Below are 18,215 nucleotides of genomic sequence, written 5' to 3' on the forward strand. Positions count from 1 at the left end.
ACACCACCAATCAACCAAAATTCAACGGATCGACATCAATAATTAAACTAACAGAACGCGGCGTGCGATCGCGCAACCCGATCAAATCCGACAAATCCACCGACTCATCCAAAGGCAACTTCAGCAAAATCTGCCAGCGATAGCGATTTGCCACCCGCATAATCGCCGCAGGTGCAGGCCCCAACAACTCACACCCCGGTACAGACAATCGCTCAATATACTCCTGACAAACAGACGCCAATTGTACCGCCGTCACCGCAACTTCCGCCGCATCTACACTGCTCAATCGCAACAATACCAGCCGCCCCGAAGGTGGATAATTCAGCGCCGCTCTTTCTGCTAATTCTGTTTCCACAAAACCCGCATATTCGTGCCGCCTAACTGCTTGAATAACCCGGTGTTCGGGAGTGTAAGTTTGAATAATTACCCGCCCCGGATCGTCTCCTCTGCCCGCACGGCCGGCGACTTGAGTTAATGTTTGAAAAGCTCGTTCGCTTGCCCGATAATCGGATAAGTTTAGCAACCCGTCAGCAGACACAACTCCCACCAATGTGACTCCAGCTAAATCTAACCCTTTCGTCAGCATTTGCGTACCCAACAAAATGTCAGCTTCCCCATTAGCAAATTGCGTTAACAGTCTGCGGTGGTCGCCCTTATTTCTAGTCGTATCGCTGTCAAACCGAATTGCCCGCAATTGGGGAAATAATCGGGTTAATTCCTGTTCTACTCGCTGAGTGCCACTACCAAAGTTTTTGAAGTAGGGAGAACGGCATTCCGGGCAGTTTTGGGGGTGTCGTTCCGTGTGGTTGCAGTAGTGACAGCGCAATATTTCTGCTGTTGCTTCGCCTACGTGGTGATAAGACAGAGAAACATCGCAATTCGGGCATTCCATCACATAGCCGCAACTCCGGCAAGACACAAAGGTACTGTGTCCTCTTCTGTGAATAAACAGGATACCTTGCTGTTGTCTGGCTTGCAATTGTTCCAAGGCATTTTGCAGGGAAGCACTAAAAATTGAGCGATTCCCTTGCCGCAATTCTTGGCGCATATCGACTATTTCCACGGGCGGCATCGGGCGGGAATAAATGCGATCGGGCAATGATAAATAATGGATATTTGGTAACGAGTAATAATCTCGGCGCGTCCCGACAAAAGTCTCTAAAGCTGGCGTTGCGGAACCTAAAATTAAGGGACAATTTTCTAATTCGGCGCGCCATTTGGCAACGGTGCGGGCGTGGTAGCACGGCGCTGGTTGGTCTTGTTTGAAGCTGCTGTCGTGTTCTTCATCGAGGATAATTAAGCCGAGGTGAGGTAAAGGCGCAAAAATGGCCGATCGCGTGCCGATGACAATTTGCGGTGTTCCAGTCAGCATCTGACGCCATGTATCGTAACGTTCGCCGTCGGATAGGGCGCTGTGGTACACGCAAATTTGCTCGCCAAAACGGGCGCGGAATCTGTCTGTAAGTTGCGGTGTAAGGCCGATTTCGGGAACGAGTACGAGGGCGGATTTGCCGCTGGCTAAGATTGGGGCGATCGCCTGCAAATACACTTCCGTTTTCCCGGAACCTGTAACGCCGTGCAGCAGCACTTGACGGAATCCCGAAAAAGAGTTAATAAACGCTAAGGCTTGAGCTTGAAAATGAGTTAAAGTTTTGGGTGCATCTGGCAATTGAGAAATTCCGCGATCGCCCCTAAGAATTTCCCTTTGGTCAATTACAACGCTACCTTTTTGTTCCAAAGCTTTGACAACGGAAGAACTCGCGCTGCAAATTCTCAACAAATCATTCATCCACATTTCACCGCCGCCGCGCCGCAAAACTTCCAATACTTCTTGTTGCCGCTTGGTTAAATCTGTGACAAATGCCCTAGCAATTAATGTCACTGCCGGTTTGAGTTGTGGTTTGGGAGGAGTGGGAGGTTCTAAATAACTTTCTACCCAACCGCGTTTCAATAAATCTTTCAATCCCCGATAACTTCCCTTAACTTGGCGCTGGAGGTATTGCCAAGTGTAATCGCCGTTTTTTTGAGCTTGCAGCAATTGCAAAATTTGACTCGCTGCGGGATTGAGGAATGTTTCGGCATTCGGAGAAATTGCGTCCTTAATTAAGCGAATTCGGCGCACGGAACGGCTTAACAAACCGGGCGGCAGTGAGGCTCTAATTACTTGAATTAAAGGTGTGCAATAATAGGTGGCAGTGCGATCGAGCAATTCCCAGTAATTAGGCGGGAAAAAACCCGTACTGACAACATCTTCGACATCTTTAACCCGCGCCGGATCTAAGTCGGGCGGCAGTTGAGAAATGAACCGAATCGCGATCGCGCCTACCTGTTGACTGCCAAAGGGTACACTCAAAATATCCCCTGGTTGCACGGTAAGTTCCGCAGGTAAACGATAGGTAAATAACTTATTTTCCTCCCCAGGCGAGTCCCCCGCAACCCTGAAAGGAGAGTCCACCAATACCTCGATCCACTCTGCCCGCACGGTGGGGCGCTGTGGCGGTTCGCTGCTGCCGTAGGATGCCCCGGCCTCTGCCGCTATAGGGGTTGACAAACCAAAAGTGACAGTAGACATAGGGTTGCACATCAAACTAGGAGGAGCCGCGGTCAAAGGGAGTTTTCATTATCCCTCAGTTTAGCTCGATCGATCGATCTTAGCTGCTGGATTTGGCGATCGGAATCTCGATCACCAATTCAGTCCCTTCTCCAATTGCGGAGATACACTCCAATCTCCCGCCGTGTTTGTCCACAATAATTTGATAGCTAATGGACAGCCCCAAACCCGTCCCGTGACCAACTGATTTGGTGGTAAAAAACGGATCGAAAATTTTCGATTTTACAGCTTTACTCATCCCGCAACCATTATCTTTGATGCTAATTCTTGCCCAATTTTCGCAAATAATAGAAGTAGTAATGGTCATCTGGAGAGGGTTGGCTTCTATCTCCTCCCGTGAAGACTTTTGCTCTCGCTCCCGCAGGGCATCAATAGCATTATTAATTATGTTCATAAACACCTGATTTAATTGCCCAGCATAACACTCGCTCTTGGGCAAAGAGCCATAATTTTTAAGGAATTTTATAGCGGAAATACCTGATTTTTCTTTAGTTAAGTGCTGCAAAATTAACAAGGTGCTCTCAATGCCTTCGTGAATATTAACTGGTTTTTTTTCAGCTTCATCTACCCGTGCAAAGTTGCGTAAAGTTAGCACAATTTCGCGGATACGCTCGGAGCCAACTTTCATTGACGAAATAGTTTTTAACAAATCTTCGCGCAGAAAGTCGATGTCAATTTTTTCCAAAAAATCTTCAATCTCTGCATCTGTTTCGGGATACCGATCCTGGTACATTGCGAGCAATTTTAAAATGTCGCCTGCGTAGTCATTGACATAGGTAATATTGCCATAGATGAAGTTAACTGGATTGTTTATTTCGTGGGCGATCCCAGCTACCAAAATGCCCAAAGCCGACATTTTTTCGGCTTCGATTAATTTGAGTTGCATAGTTTGCTGGTTGGTCAGAGCTTTTTCTAGTGTAGATATTCTTGCTTTTAATTTTTTTTCGGAATCTCTCGAATCCTCATTTAGTATTTTTAACAAAGATTCTTTTTTTTTATTAAGGGCTTCTGATTGGCTGCGTTCGGCTTCCGAATTTTCTAGTTTTTTCCGCAAAATTAGATTTTGATTTTCCAGCTTTTTGATTATTTTTTCCCAGTTTGTTGGTTCCATAGGCTATTATTTTGAAAATAAAAATAGTGTAAGAGCGTTTTTATTACAGAATTTAGTTGTAACCTTTACTTAGTTAGAAATTCGTCGCACATAGACCCTGCGTTATTGTCAAAAAAAATTAACATTTTATTTGTATTGGTGGATTTAGAAATTTTATCTAAGATACATTCAAAATGTCAAGTTATTAATAACAAATCTGGTTAAAACCGATCGCTACTTTTATTCCACGCTCTCGCATTCGCGGGGTTTTTATCGGATTATTGATAAATAAGCAGGCCGATCGCAAACTTATAAAGGCCGGCCCAGCGCGAAAAATTGCCCGATTCAGACAACCTTTGTACAAAACCCGCTGGCAATGCAAAGCGAAAATATAAAATGTGAGTGCGATCGACCGGGGGCGATGGGAAAAGTGCGATCGACTGGGCGCGCGATCGCCCACAAGCAATCTCAAGTACCAAGCCACTTGCGAGTTCCCAGAACGCAATCACACTATACCATTCCTCCGAAATCTCACTTTAATGTGTCGATCGTACTCACACACCCGCACCATTTTGTGTTAAGAACTACTACTTGTGACAACATCGACACAGCAGTTTATATTTGGAGAGTAATTGATGTCAGGTAGCGAAGTTCGTGCAGACTTTTGGATGAGCGAGTACATTACCCCCTGGGATATTTACGTTCATGGCGTCATCGCGGTGCTTGCTTACAAGAAAACAGCCTATCAAGAAATGTACGTAGTTCAGACCGGTACTTACGGCAAAGGCTTAGTTTTGGACGGTAAGTGGCAATCTTGTACAGGCGACGAGTTTCTGTACCACGAACCCTTGGTACACCCAGCCATGATTTGTCACGGTAGCCCCAAAAAAGTCCTCGTTCTCGGCGGCGGAGAAGGAGCTACAATTAGAGAAGTGCTGCGCTGGAAAACAGTTGAAAAAGTCGTGATGATCGACATTGACGGCGAAGTAGTAGAAGCTTGCCGCGAACACCTCCCAGAAATGCACCAAAACGCCTTTGACGACCCCCGCTGCGAAGTAGTAATTGGCGATGCTTTGGACTATTTAGATAAAACTGACAATGATTGGGATATTGTCATTTCTGACTTGTCCGATCCCATTGAAGAAGGCCCATCTTTCCAGTTGTTTACCAAAGAGTATTTTGAGAAAGTTCGCAGCGTAATGTCACCTAACGGATATTTCGTAGTGCAAGCGGGCCCCGTTTCTCCCGCAGAAATGAAAATGCACGCTCGCATTGTAAATACCCTGAAATCTGTTTTCTCCAATGTTCAATCCTGCACCAGCTTTATTTCTACTTATGGAGCTCCTTGGGGTTTTGCGATAGCTTCTAATCAAGAAATAAATACGCGACCAGATCCCGAAGTTACTGACAAATTACTCGCCGAGAAAACAACTGGCGGGTTGCGGATGTTCGACGGGATTACACTGTTGGGGTTGATGCAGCTTCCCGGTCACTTACGGCAGGTAATCGCCGCTGAAACCGAAGTTTACACTATGGCAGCACCGCCTAAGTTTTTCGGGAAAGGTTCGGTTGGTCAGTGAAGTTAAATTGAAAGAGAAATGTAGGTTGGAGTAACTGAGATGAACAATTTAATTCGCATAGTCGCTGCCATTTTTCTTCCCCCGCTGGGCGTATTTTTGACGGTTGGCATCGGTACTGATTTTTGGATCAACCTGGTTCTCACGTTTTTGGGCTTTATTCCCGGCATCATTCACGCTGTTTGGGTGATTGCTAAGCACGATCGAGCTTAACTTGAAAGCAAATCCAGTTTTTGGATAATAAACAGGCAAGAGAAAATAAACTTTCTTTTGCCTGTTTTTACCAATTAATCTGGATTAAATCAGCGTTCATCCGCGTTCCTGTGCGGTTAAAAATAAAAAAATCTAATTCTTATGACAATTAGATTGCACCTCAAGTTCTTCACAAACCAATTCAGCAATTTTTTTCGCCGCCCCCGATTCTCCTCGAACCGCACGCAATCGATCGCCCATCTGTGCTAATTTTTCAGGATGGCTCAGATAGTCGATCGCCAATTGAGCAATTACTTCCGGTTCCAGCTTGCCAATTAACTCCGGCACAATCTCCTCCTGTGCCCAAATATTCGGCCAAGCATAAAGCTTTCCCTTTCCCAATTGCCAGATTAGCCAATTAATCACCGTCGCAAAAACTGAACCGACTAACGGCAAACTTGCCAGCAATCCCGGCAAACCATCCCAAGCTTTCATCGCATCCAATTGCTGCGTCGGAATCAAAACAATCATCGGTACGGCTAACGAACCTAATTCCGCAGTATTCGCTCCCACAGTAGTTAAACACAGGCTGCATTCTGATAGCAAATCGTAAGCGGGTGTCTGCGTCCAAAGTTCTATTTGTAAACCATTTGCTGTCTGCAAAAACGGCCGTTCTGTTAAATGAAGTTCGGCGCTAGCGTTCTCAAATAAATGCAGGTAAGGATTTTGTTCAGGGTCGGCAAAACCTGCTAGAGTTTGCACATCTATGGTAGGAGCAACGGGAATAACAAAGCGAGTTTCAGGGCGGATGTGGTGGATGGATTGGGCGATCGACAAACATAACGGTACACCTAAAGCTAATTTCGCAGCTTTAGAACCGGGCAACAATCCAATTAATTCTATTTTCTGTAGGGGTACTGCCCCATCTTTGGCGTCCGATTTTCGATTACCTACTTCTGCGATCAAATCTCCGACAACTGTAAATTTATTAGCATATTTTTGGGGAATTTTACCAAAAATTTGTGGTTTCATCACCGCAAATTTATCAATCCATCGATACCACCGCGCGTCCCATTCAGCATAAATAACAGTGCGATATTTTAGCCTTTTGCCAATAACAACCGTAAAAAATTGATCGCCACCTAAAAACAAAACAACTCCTGTTTCATACCAATCCCAATTTTCAGCAGTTTTGCCCGACAATAAGAATGGAAAAAAATGCTCCGGTGCTTGCACTCTGTCAACTTCTGGGTAGGAAGATGCGAATTGCGCTTCTTTCCCCGTGGCGTGCGGACAGGGGGACAGCACCACAGAGATGCGGGCTTGAGTACCCGCGTTTCCCAACTGCTCGCGCAAAGCTTGCACGGCGGGACGCACCCAAGTTGCCAATTCTCCGGGGCCGTTGGAGAGGATTAAAATATCTACTGCCATAGGATTTAAAATTTGAAAGGATGCAACGGAGATTTTATGACAGATTTAATTAATGCCGTCAAGACGAGTGATCTTGTGGCTGTAGAAAGTGCGATCGAACAGTGTGCAGATATCAATGCCAAAGATGAGGAAGGTGCGACTGCTTTGACGACTGCGGCTGAGGCTGGAAATTCGGCGATCGTCAAAAAATTGCTGGCTGCAGGTGCCGGGCCCAACAGTCAGGATAATGACGGGTGGACGCCGTTAATGAGTGCCGCTGCTGCCGGACATACGGAGATTGTACAGCTTTTGCTGGAGGCGGGGGCGGATGTGAATGCTAAAACTAATTTTGGTTTGACGGCTTTGATGAGTGCTGCAGGCAGCGGGCGCACTCCAGTTGTGGAATTTTTAATCGATAAAGGAGCTGATATCAAAGCGTATGATAATAATACTTGGACTGCGTTAATTTGGGCGTCTTCGGAGGGTCACAAAGATGCGGTTGAGGTTTTGAAGCTAGCGCGCGATCGCCATTAAAGACTTAGAAACCGGGTTTATTGGAGAAACCCGGTTTCTGGAGGGTACAATTAATTATCGCACCGACAGCAGCAATCAGACAAATCCCGAATAGCTGCGATATTTCTATCCAAGTAAAAGTACCCCAAAAGAAGATTGTGGTAATAAATTCAACTTGAGATTTCCGCCACCTTCAATAACTGCGATCGTGTCAAATCTACTAATTCCCGAAGTTCCATCGGGAAGGGAGACAGACAAGCCGTTCGTTTGGATAGCTAAATCTCGATTGTTGTTGATCGGAAATATCAAGATATTATTGAAGGAATTCACTGTAAGCTGAATGCTATCCTGACCTTGGGTAAATTTCCGAATTGTAGCAAAACCCAGTCCAAGGTAGAAATATTTATATCCAATCACAAACACTCTACTGTTATATACAGGCTGCGCTAACACGAATGTATCGGCGCCGGGTCCCCCAATCAGAGTATCGAATTCGTTGCTGCCGTCACTTCCAGACACTCCGGCACTCAAGCCTGCAGAGCTTGTTACTCCAATTAATTCGACATTCCCCACTATACCAGTGAGGGTGTCATTGCCGGAAGTTCCGATAAAAGTAGCAGACCTGTTTGGCTCGTTTTTTCCGAAATTGAAGTAGTGTTCCCGACCAGTTGTCAAAGCTCCAGAGTAGACCAAGGGTCTAATGTCAGAGTTTCTATTCAAGTATACTGCTTCCAAGAAAGAAGTACCAAACAGTCTATCTCTGATGCCGAATTGAATGAAGTGCTGGTAGCCACTTTTAAAGTTATTCTCAATAAACGACGGCAAATCTCGGTTAGTTGCTACATAAAATGCTTCGTCATAATTTGGCGATACGCGCGATCGACCCTGTTCGTAACCGTATTAGATAAAGTGATCTAGTCCTGAAGCAAAAGGTGCGTTTGGGTTGTTGGGAGTGCGGACAAAGGGTTTAAGGTCTGGATTTCCCTCAAGGTAAGTTTCTTCGTCAAAGTAACGCGATACTTTGGTCAGACCGCCGGCTTGACCGAACTTTTCAAAGTGTTCTCTGCCGGATTTTATAATTCCTGCATCAATAGCGGCCTTCACCCAAGGATATTGCGCCCGGTAGTATGGTTCGTCAAAAATTGCGTAGTTAGCCATGTTTTTATACTACGGATTTAATGATTTTTATATTTAGAAACCTGGTTTATGAACCGTACAATTAATTAATAAAGTTGTCAACTTTCTGTCATGGTACTATTCGAGACTGACCCGATGAACACGGTTCTCGGTATTTGACAACCGAAGCAAAAGCTGAGCCAGCCGAAGAACAACTCGATCGCTATCGACAGCAATTTGGCAACTGCTATAATCTGAGTTTAGTATGGTGCGTTATTAACGCACCTACCATGTTAACCGAGAAAGAGATAACCGAGGTTCCGGTTATTTAAGGAATAGGTAGAAAGTGCCGTCTCCCTGTGGCTGAGTTGTAGAAAAAGATAAATTTTCTCCCTCAATAATACCAATTGTTTCATATCTTGGGCTGAGGATTATGAACTCGTTAGCATCCCCCATTGTTGTGTAGATATCGGGACTTCCTGCCAACTGGATCTTGTCATTGTCTTGATCAAAGTTCCGAATTCTAACTATACCGGGGGTAGTCGCATAGAGTTGACGGGATGTGGGATTACCGGAGGTAGCAGGAACTCCGAGTACGAATGTATCTCTCCCAGGGCCGCCGATCAGGACATCAGATTCATAAAATCCAAAGCTTTCATACTGCCGATTGCCTTGGGGATCGATACCTACTTCCACTCCAATCAGTTCGGTATTCCCCACACCAACACCAGTGAGGATGTCATCGCCGGAAGTTCCGACAAAAGTAGCGGATCGGTTTGGCTCGTTTTTCCCGAAATTGAAGTAGTGTTCCCGACCAGTCTTCAAGGCTCCAGAGTTGACAAATGGCACAATGTCGGGGTTTCCTTTTAAGTATTCCGGTTCAAAAAATGAAGTCCCAAAACGACCGTCTTTGAGTCCGAATTGAATGAAATGCTGGTAGCCTGATTTGAACGTTCCGTTCTGAACGAACGATCGCAACTCTGAGTTATTTGCCAAATAAAACTCTTCGTTGTATTCAGGTGACACGCGGGTGCGACCCTGTTCGTAGCCCAACTGAATAAAGTGATCGATGCCAGACGCAAAAGGCGCGTTTGGATTGTTTGGGGTGCGAAGCAGGGGAGCAATATCTAGATTTTGAGCTAGATAGGTTTCTTCGTCAAAGTAACGCGATACTTTGGTCAGGCCGCTGGCTTGACCGAACTTTTCAAAGTGTTCTCTGCCGGATTTTATAATTCCTGCATCAATAGCCGGTTTCACCCAAGGATATTGCGCCAGGTAGTATGGTTCGTCAAAAATGTCATAATTAGTCATAAATTTTGCTCCAAGCTTAGTCTGCTTACTTATCGGTTAAACTTGACCCACTATTACTAACTCTACTGCCTCAGTATATCAAGTTAATTATTGTTAAGCCTGTGTTATTATTTTGATGGCAAACACAAAAGTGCGATCGCACTTTTTTTGAAAGAGCGATCGCACTTCTCAGCAGCAATCAGCCAAATTACCAATAGCTTCGAGATTTCTAGCCAAGTAGAGGTAGAGAACCTCTAGATTCTGGTAAGAGATTCAACTTGAGATTTCCGCCGCCTTCAATAACAGCGATCGTGTCAAAGCTACTAATTCCCGAAGTTCCATCTGGAAAGTAAACGAACAAGCCGTTCGTTTGGATAGCTAAATCTCGATTGTTGTTGATGGGAAATATCAAGAATTTATCTAAAGAAGGTTGGATATCGCTTGTTGCTAGCTGAATGCTATCCTGACCTTGGGTAAAGTTCCGAATTGTAGCAAAACCAGACCCGATATATAACTTTGTTGGGGAACTGTATCCCTTACCACCAGTACCTTGTACAACGTCTCCGAGTACGAATTTATCGCGGCCGCTACCGCCAGTGAGAGTATCGAATTCATTACTGCCCTCACTTTCATAATTTCGGCCGGGGATGGAAAAAGCACCACCTGTACCTAAACCTACTTCAACTCCAATTAATTCGGTATTCCCCACCCCAGCACCGGTAATGATGTCATTCCCGGAACTTCCGATAAAAGTCGCAGAGCGGCTTGGATCGTTTTTGCCGAAATTGAAGTAGTGTTCCCGACCAGTTTTCAACGCTCCCGATTCGACAAACGACTGAACATCGGAGTATTTATTTAAGTATTCTTTTTCAAAAAAAGAAGTCCCAAACTGACCGTCTTTGATGCCGAATTGAATGAAATGCTGGTAGCCGTTTTTAAAAGTTCCATTCTGAATAAATGGCTGCAACTGTCGGTTATTTGCTACATAAAACGCTTCGTCATACTCAGGCGATACGCGAGTGCGACCTTCTTCGTAACCATATTGGATAAAGTGGTCTAGGCCAGTCGCAAAAGGTGCATTTGGGTTGTTGGGGGTGCGGACTAAGGCAGCGATATCTGGGTTGCCAGCAAGGTAAGTAGCTTCGTCAAAATACCGCGATACTTTGGTTAAGCCACCGACTTGACCGAATTTTTCAAAGTGTTCTCTTCCAGATTTGATGACTCCTGCATCAATGGCGGGTTTGACCCAAGGATATTGAGCAAGGTAGTATTGTTCGTCAAAAATTGCGTAACTAGCCATGTTTTTTTATTGCGGCTTTAATGAGCTGTTTATGCAATTTATCAATAGTCGGAAACTGAGACAATTACCTGATCGGGTGATTTTTTCCAAGTGTCAGTCAAATCTCACTTAAGCTATATAAAGATTTCGTAATTAATCGTTGTTTATTTGAGAACGTAAAGTGCGATCGCGGAATGCGAGTTGTTGGCAGAGGAAAGTGCGATCGCACCGACAGCATCCCAAAGAAAATTCTGAATATATTCGATATTTCTACCCAAGCAAAGATCTAATAACACTAGATCCTGGTAATAGATTCAAATTGAGATTGCCGCCACCTTCAACAACAGCGATTGTGTCAAAGCGACTGGCTATGAAAACTCCATTCTCAACGACGGGAAAGCCATTCGTTTGGATAGCTAAATCTCGATTATTGTTGATTGAAAACACCAATAGTTGATCTAAGGGAATCCCTGTCTGGATGGTATCCTGACCTTGAGTAAAGTTCCGAATTGTAGCAAAACCTGGGCCGATGTAGAACTGTCTGGATGAGAGGGTTCCTCCCCTGAAGCCAACAATGTCACCGAGCACGAATTTATCACGGCCGCTACCGCCAGTGAGAGTATCGAATTCATTGCTGCCGTCACTTTCATAATTTCGGGGGCCGGGATAGATAACACCTACTTCAACTCCAATTAATTCGACCTTCCCTACCCCTACACCTGTGAGGATGTCATTACCGGAAGTTCCGACAAAAGTTGCCTCGCGGCTTGCCTCGAATTGCCCAAACTTGAAGTAATGTTCCCGACCAGTTTTTAAGGTTCCAGAGCTGATAGTCTCAAACACATTGAATAAGTATCCCGGTTCAAAGAAAGATGTTCCAAAACGACCTTCTTTTACCCCGAATTGAATGAAATGCTGGTAGCCATTTTTAAAAGTTCCATTCTGAATAAACGGCTGCAAATCTCGGTTAGTTGCTACATAAAACGCTTCGTCATACTCAGGCGATACGCGAGTGCGACCCTCTTCGTAACCGTATTGGATAAAGTGATCTAAGCCTGTAGCAAACGGCGCGTTTGGATGGACTGTGCGGACAAAGGGTTTAAGGTCTGGATTTCCTTCAAGGTAAGTATCTTCGTCAAAATACCGCGATATTTTTGTGATACCGGCGGCTTGACCAAATTTTTCAAAGTGTTCTCTTCCTGATTTGATGATTCCTGAATCAATGGCTGGTTTCAGCCACGGATATTGCGAAAGGTAGTATTGTTCGTCAAAGATATCGTAATTCATAGTTTGCTGTTTAAAGTAAAGTACGATCAAAAAAAAAGTCATCAATCATCAGTATTAACTAATGACCAATGACCGATGACTAATGACTAATGACTAACCAATCAAGAAAGTACCGTTACCGTTAGATTCTTGGAAACTCAAATTCAAACTTGCTCCTCCTTCAATCACGCCGAGCACGTCTCCAAAACGCTGGATTGACAAATTGTTGCCAACCGGAGTCAGGCTGTAGCCGTTTAAAGAAGTTCCTTGCAGTTGGATAAAATCGCTTTCTATGTCGAAGTTGCGAATGGTAGCTTGACCGTTACCCAAATACAGCGGTGTCGGGCTAAAATTCCCGGCTGTAGCAGGAACTCCAAGTACGAATGTATTGGTTCCCGGAGCACCAATCAAGACATCGAATTCATTGGTGCCAAAGCTTTCATACTGTCGGTTGCGTTGCGAATCTAGACCTACTTCCACTCCCACAAGTTCTACATCCCCGACGCCAACACCAGTTAAAACATCGTTGCTGCGGCTGCCGACAAAAGTTGCGTCGCGGGCAGGCTCAAATTGTCCAAAATTGAAGAAGTGTTCCCGGCCTGTTCTCAAGTTTCCAGAGTTGACAAACGGCACAATATCGGGGTTTTCTTTTAAGTATTCCGGTTCAAAAAATGAAGTCCCAAACCGACCGTCTCTGATTCCGAATTGAGTGAAATGGTCGAATCCTGATTTGAAAGTTCCGTTCTGAACGAACGGTGCGACATCTGAGTTGTTTGCTAAATAAAAATTTTCGTTGTACTCAGGGGATACTTGGGTGCGGCGCTGTCCTTCATCGTAACCGAACTGGATAAAGTGATCGAGGCCGGTCGCAAAAGGTGCATTTGGGTTGACTGTGCGGACGAAGGGTGCTAGGTCTGGATTCCCAGCAAGGTAAGCATTTTCGTCAAAATAACGCGATACTTTAGTTAGACCGCCAGCTTGACCAAATTTTTCAAAGTGTTCTCTCCCGGATTTGATTACTCCTGCATCAATCGCTGGTTTGATCCAAGGATATGAGGCCAGGTAGAATTGTTCGTCGAAAATTGCGTAGTTAGCCATGTTTCCCCCTTAAGGTTGGGATGAGTTTGAGAGTTTATAGCAATTAGCTTTCCATGAACTCGATCGCCGATCAGGAATTTACACCAAACTGACGTTATGAAATGGTTTTAAGTTCCTGGTATAATATCACTTTTTGTGACTCAGCAATTACCCGAAGGCTACATTCTGCCTTCAGAAATTATACCTTTTTCCCCTCAGTTAATTGCTCTATCGCAAGTGTGATAAATTATACAAAACTTGGAACTTTTTTCAGGATTTTTTTCTCAAATGTTGGTTAATTTTTAATTATTTTTATCCTACTAATTAATCGTATACATATTTTTTTCAATATGTCAAGTAAACTTTTGTAAATAAAATATGGAGTATTTGCTCAAGGAATTTATAAAAAAATGTAACGAAAAGTTGACCTAAATTTGTCGAATTGTGTCATGTGCAGGCTCAAATCGCCTAATGGCAAGCGTTTTCTGGTAAAAATGCTTATGGGATAAAAAAATTCCCGATTCGCGAAAACAGCATCTTAAAGGAGCCTAACCGGATGTTCACTCACGTCAAGCCCACCATTCGCCACGTCGTGCCGGAAAACTTGCAAGGGCGATCGCTCATGAAGGTGGTCTATGTCGTACTGGAACCGCAGTATCAAAGCGCCCTGTCGGCAGCGGTTCGATCGATAAACCAGAAAAATCCGAATTTGGCAATAGAAATCAGTGGCTACCTGATCGAGGAACTCCGCAGCCCGGAAAATTACGAAGCCTTCAAGCGGGATGTGGCGGATGCCAATGTATTTATTGCTTCTCTAATTTTCATCGAAGATTTGGCAGAAAAAGTGGTATCGGCGGTGGAACCGCTGCGCGACAGCTTGGATGTCGCCGTCGTCTTCCCGTCGATGCCAGGGGTGATGCGACTCAATAAAATGGGCAGTTTCTCGATGGCACAGTTGGGACAAAGCAAAAGTGCGATCGGCGAATTCATGAAAAAACGGAAGGAAAAATCCGGGAGTTCCTTCCAAGACGGAATGCTGAAACTGCTGCAAACTTTGCCGAAAGTGCTGAAATATTTGCCGATCGACAAAGCCCAAGATGCGCGCAACTTCATGCTGAGTTTCCAGTATTGGCTGGGCGGTTCCCAAGAAAACTTGGAAAACTTCTTGCTGATGCTGTCACATAAATATGTCTTCAAAGGCCAGTCACAGCCGACTTTCCAAGAACCTGTTGTCTACCCAGACATGGGAATTTGGCATCCTTTGGCATCGTCGATGTTTGAAGATGTAAAAGCATATCTGACTTGGTTTAATGCCCGTACAGATATTTCTGCGGATCTCAAAGATCCCCTCGCACCTTGCATTGGTTTAGTGTTGCAACGCACTCACTTAGTCACGGGAGATGACGCGCACTATGTAGCAATGGTGCAGGAATTGGAGGCAATGGGGGCGCGGGTGGTGCCGATTTTTGCCGGCGGTTTGGACTTCTCTAAACCTGTGGAGACTTTTTTCTTGGAAGTCGGGGCAAAAGGTGTGACACCTCTGCCGATTGTTGATGCGGTGGTTTCTCTGACTGGTTTTGCTTTGGTGGGCGGCCCGGCGAAACAAGATCACCCGAAGGCGATCGAATCTTTGAAAAAATTAAATTGCCCTTACATGGTGGCTTTGCCGCTGGTTTTCCAAACGACAGAAGAATGGGAAGATAGCGATTTAGGCTTGCACCCGATTCAAGTTGCGTTGCAAGTTGCGATTCCTGAGTTGGATGGTGCGATCGAACCGATTATTGTGTCGGGACGTGATGGCGCAACTGGCAAGGCGATCGCCCTGCAAGATAGAATCGAAGCAATTTCCCAGCGCGCTATGAAATGGGCAATGCTGCGCCGCAAACCCAAATTAGATAAAAAAGTTGCGATCACAGTTTTCAGTTTTCCTCCTGATAAAGGCAACGTCGGAACAGCCGCTTACTTGGACGTTTTCGGCTCGATTTACGAAGTATTGAAAGCCTTAAAAGGTAACGGTTACGACTTGCCAGAATTACCGGATTCCGCCGAAAAACTGATGCAAGAAGTCATTCATGACGCAACAGCCCAATACCAAAGTCCCGAATTAAATATTGCTTACCGGATGTCCGTAGCTGAATACGAAGAATTCACTCCTTATTCGGAAAGGTTGCAAGAAAATTGGGGGCCACCTCCGGGACATTTGAACAGCGACGGACAAAATTTGCTGATTTTTGGCAAACATTTTGGCAATGTGTTTATCGGAGTGCAACCTACTTTTGGATACGAAGGCGATCCGATGCGGTTGTTATTCTCTCGTTCTGCCAGTCCCCACCACGGTTTTGCTGCTTACTATACATATTTGGAGCGCATTTGGGGTGCGGATGCGGTGCTGCACTTTGGCACTCACGGTTCCCTGGAATTCATGCCCGGTAAGCAGATGGGAATGTCTGTCGATTGTTATCCTGACAGTTTGATCGGCAAGATTCCTAACCTCTATTATTACGCTGCTAATAATCCTAGTGAGGCAACAATTGCTAAGCGCCGCAGTTATGCTGAAACAATCAGTTATCTGACTCCTCCGGCTGAAAATGCTGGGTTGTACAAAGGTTTGCAGGAACTCAGCGAGTTAATTGCTTCTTATCAAACTTTGAAAGAGACTGGGCGCGGTGTGCCGATTGTGGATGCGATCGTCGAAAAATGCCGTTTGGTGAATTTGGATAAGGATATCGCGTTACCTCCCGAACAAGAACGAGGGGTTGCTGCGGATATGACTGCGGAGGAACGGGATAATTTAGTTGGCTTGGTTTACCGCAAGTTGATGGAGATTGAGTCGCGGTTGTTACCTTGCGGTTTGCACGTGATCGGTAAGCCGCCGACTGCTGAAGAGGCGATCGCAACTTTGGTTAACATTGCCAATTTAGACCGGGAAGAAGACGGATTAATCAGTTTGTCGCGGATTATTGCTCAAAGTCTCGATCGCAATATTGACGATATCTACACCAACAACGACAAAGGCATTTTAGCAGATGTTGAATTGTTACAAAACATCACCTTAGCCTGTCGGGATGCTGTTGGCGCTTTGGTGAAGGAACAAACCGATGCTGAGGGTCGAGTTTCCCTGGTTTCCAAGTTAAATTTCTTCAACATGGGCAAGAAAACACCTTGGATTGAATCCTTACACGCAGCGGGTTACAAAAAGGTCGATCCAGAACTGATTAAACCGCTGTTTGAGTATCTGGAATTCTGCTTGCAGCAAGTTTGCGCCGATAACGAATTGGGCGCATTATTGCGCGCCCTAGAAGGCGAATACATTATCCCTGGCCCAGGCGGCGATCCGATTCGCAACCCGGATGTTTTGCCGACTGGGAAGAATATGCACGCTTTGGACCCGCAGTCAATCCCCACCACAGGGGCGATCAAGTCTGCTAAGGTTGTAGTCGATCGGCTATTAGAAAGACAGCGCGTTGATAACGGCGGAAATTACCCAGAAACCATCGCCGTTGTCTTGTGGGGAACCGACAACATCAAGACTTACGGCGAATCCCTCGCCCAAGTAATGTGGATGGTGGGAGTGAAGCCAGTTCCCGACGCTTTGGGCCGGGTAAACAAACTCGAATTGCTTTCTTTAGAAGAGTTGGGACGCCCTCGAATCGACGTAGTAATTAACTGTTCCGGCGTATTCCGCGACTTGTTCATCAACCAAATGAATTTGTTAGATAAAGCCGTGAAAATGGCAGCGGAAGCCGACGAACCGTTAGAGATGAACTTCGTCCGCAAACACGCCCTGAAGCAAGCAGAAGAAATGGGAATCAACCTGCGACAAGCAGCAACCCGCGTATTTTCCAATGCCTCTGGTTCCTATTCATCTAACGTCAACTTGGCGGTGGAAAACAGCACTTGGGAAAGCGAAGCCGAGTTGCAGGAAATGTACTTAACTCGCAAATCCTTCGCCTTTTCTTCCGACAATCCCGGAACAATGGAACAAGACCGGCAGATTTTTGAATCATCTTTGAAAACTGCTGATGTCACCTTCCAAAACTTGGATTCTGCCGAGATTTCCCTAACCGACGTGTCGCACTATTTCGACTCTGATCCGACTAAATTGATCGGCAGTTTGCGCGCAGATGGGAAGAAGCCAGCATCCTTTGTTGCTGATACAACCACAGCCAACGCGCAGGTGCGGACGCTATCAGAAACCGTGCGTTTAGATTCGCGGACTAAGCTGCTGAATCCGAAGTGGTACGAGGGGATGTTGTCGCACGGCTATGAAGGTGTGCGGGAGATTTCTAAGCGTCTGGTGAATACGACTGGATGGAGTGCGACTGCGGGCGCTGTGGATAATTGGGTGTATGAGGATGTCAACACTACGTTTATCCAAGATGAGGAGATGCAGAAGCGTTTGCTTAACTTAAATCCTCATTCGTTCCGAAAGATTGTCAGCACTTTGCTTGAGGTGAATGGCCGGGGTTATTGGGAGACTTCGGAGAACAATTTGGATCGCTTGCGTGAACTTTATCAGGAGGTGGAAGACCGGATTGAGGGAGTAGAATAAACCTCCGAATTTCGGACGATAGCCTTTAATCTGTAGGGACACAGCAATGCTGTGTCCTTATATTTTTGGGAGGGTTTTGGGGTAAAGGTGGTATTTGTTCCAGTCTAAAGTCTTAGCGGGTGACAAGGCACCTCTAGTCTAAACAGGACAAAGGTTTGAGAGAATGGTAAGGTAAAAAAATAAGGAGCCACACGGGCTCCCCAAAAAACAAAATGTTGCCACCATTATACCAAAAAATTCTG

15 protein-coding genes are annotated in these 18,215 nt (G+C 45.3%); 6 read left to right on the forward strand and 9 right to left on the reverse strand.

Going from position 1 to position 18,215, the window contains the following annotated elements:
• Positions 1–10: 10 nt before the first annotated feature.
• Positions 11–2,572 (reverse strand): primosomal protein N', encoded by a 2,562-nt coding sequence (priA, locus tag QT979_RS15270; RefSeq protein WP_333310849.1) that lies wholly within the window; start codon positions 2,570–2,572, stop codon positions 11–13.
• A 79-nt stretch (positions 2,573–2,651) separates the two neighbouring features.
• Positions 2,652–3,722, reverse strand: a complete 1,071-nt coding sequence (locus tag QT979_RS15275) for an ATP-binding protein (RefSeq protein WP_333310851.1) — start codon at positions 3,720–3,722, stop codon at positions 2,652–2,654.
• A 355-nt stretch (positions 3,723–4,077) separates the two neighbouring features.
• Between QT979_RS15275 and QT979_RS15280 the strand changes: the two genes are divergently transcribed.
• Genes QT979_RS15280 through QT979_RS15290 form a run of 3 tightly spaced genes read left to right on the forward strand, consistent with a single transcriptional unit; the run spans position 4,078 to position 5,491 of the window.
• Entirely contained in the window at positions 4,078–4,347 is a 270-nt protein-coding gene (locus QT979_RS15280; RefSeq protein ID WP_333210093.1) for a hypothetical protein, read from the forward strand.
• Positions 4,337–5,281 carry a fused MFS/spermidine synthase gene (locus QT979_RS15285; RefSeq protein WP_333210091.1) on the forward strand — a complete coding sequence of 315 codons (945 nt, stop codon included), beginning with the start codon at positions 4,337–4,339 and terminating at the stop codon, positions 5,279–5,281. Before QT979_RS15280 ends, QT979_RS15285 begins: the two co-directional genes overlap by 11 nt.
• Positions 5,282–5,320: 39 nt before the next feature.
• Positions 5,321–5,491 carry a YqaE/Pmp3 family membrane protein gene (locus QT979_RS15290; RefSeq protein WP_333071975.1) on the forward strand — a complete coding sequence of 57 codons (171 nt, stop codon included), beginning with the start codon at positions 5,321–5,323 and terminating at the stop codon, positions 5,489–5,491.
• A 132-nt stretch (positions 5,492–5,623) separates the two neighbouring features.
• On the opposite strand, the gene QT979_RS15295 is transcribed toward QT979_RS15290, so the two are convergent.
• Positions 5,624–6,901, reverse strand: coding sequence for a lipid-A-disaccharide synthase (locus tag QT979_RS15295; protein ID WP_333210089.1), 1,278 nt, complete (start codon positions 6,899–6,901; stop codon positions 5,624–5,626).
• A gap of 36 nt (positions 6,902–6,937) precedes the next feature.
• On the opposite strand from QT979_RS15295, the gene QT979_RS15300 reads away from it, so the two are divergent.
• Positions 6,938–7,414 carry an ankyrin repeat domain-containing protein gene (locus tag QT979_RS15300; protein WP_333210087.1) on the forward strand — a complete coding sequence of 159 codons (477 nt, stop codon included), beginning with the start codon at positions 6,938–6,940 and terminating at the stop codon, positions 7,412–7,414.
• Positions 7,415–7,519: 105 nt separating this feature from the next.
• Here the strand turns inward: QT979_RS15300 and QT979_RS15305 are convergent, their stop codons facing one another.
• Together QT979_RS15305 and QT979_RS15310 are read right to left on the reverse strand one after the other, a co-directional pair.
• Positions 7,520–8,218: a hypothetical protein gene (locus tag QT979_RS15305; RefSeq protein ID WP_333310854.1), complete on the reverse strand. Its 699-nt coding sequence runs from the start codon at positions 8,216–8,218 to the stop codon at positions 7,520–7,522.
• A gap of 75 nt (positions 8,219–8,293) precedes the next feature.
• Positions 8,294–8,551, reverse strand: coding sequence for a hypothetical protein (locus QT979_RS15310; protein ID WP_333310857.1), 258 nt, complete (start codon positions 8,549–8,551; stop codon positions 8,294–8,296).
• A 134-nt stretch (positions 8,552–8,685) separates the two neighbouring features.
• Here QT979_RS15310 and QT979_RS15315 point away from each other — a divergent pair, with 134 nt between their 5' ends.
• Entirely contained in the window at positions 8,686–8,841 is a 156-nt protein-coding gene (locus QT979_RS15315; RefSeq protein WP_333310859.1) for a hypothetical protein, read from the forward strand.
• Here the strand turns inward: QT979_RS15315 and QT979_RS15320 are convergent.
• The 4 genes from QT979_RS15320 to QT979_RS15335 form a co-directional block, all read right to left on the reverse strand.
• Positions 8,834–9,820 carry a calcium-binding protein gene (locus tag QT979_RS15320; protein ID WP_333310860.1) on the reverse strand — a complete coding sequence of 329 codons (987 nt, stop codon included), beginning with the start codon at positions 9,818–9,820 and terminating at the stop codon, positions 8,834–8,836. The genes QT979_RS15315 and QT979_RS15320 overlap by 8 nt on opposite strands.
• Positions 9,821–10,028: 208 nt before the next feature.
• Positions 10,029–11,099 (reverse strand): calcium-binding protein, encoded by a 1,071-nt coding sequence (locus QT979_RS15325; protein WP_333210077.1) that lies wholly within the window; start codon positions 11,097–11,099, stop codon positions 10,029–10,031.
• A 249-nt stretch (positions 11,100–11,348) separates the two neighbouring features.
• Complete coding sequence (locus QT979_RS15330) at positions 11,349–12,365, reverse strand: calcium-binding protein (RefSeq protein ID WP_333210075.1); 1,017 nt, start codon at positions 12,363–12,365, stop codon at positions 11,349–11,351.
• A gap of 93 nt (positions 12,366–12,458) precedes the next feature.
• Positions 12,459–13,442, reverse strand: coding sequence for a calcium-binding protein (locus QT979_RS15335; RefSeq protein WP_333210073.1), 984 nt, complete (start codon positions 13,440–13,442; stop codon positions 12,459–12,461).
• Positions 13,443–13,977: 535 nt separating this feature from the next.
• On the opposite strand from QT979_RS15335, the gene QT979_RS15340 reads away from it, so the two are divergent.
• The gene (locus tag QT979_RS15340; RefSeq protein ID WP_333310863.1) at positions 13,978–17,973 is read left to right on the forward strand and encodes a magnesium chelatase subunit H; all 3,996 of its coding nucleotides are present in this window, start codon (positions 13,978–13,980) and stop codon (positions 17,971–17,973) included.
• Positions 17,974–18,215: the final 242 nt, after the last annotated feature.

It is taken from the genome of Microcoleus sp. w2-18bC1 (assembly GCF_036700365.1).
GTDB lineage: Bacteria > Cyanobacteriota > Cyanobacteriia > Cyanobacteriales > Microcoleaceae > Microcoleus.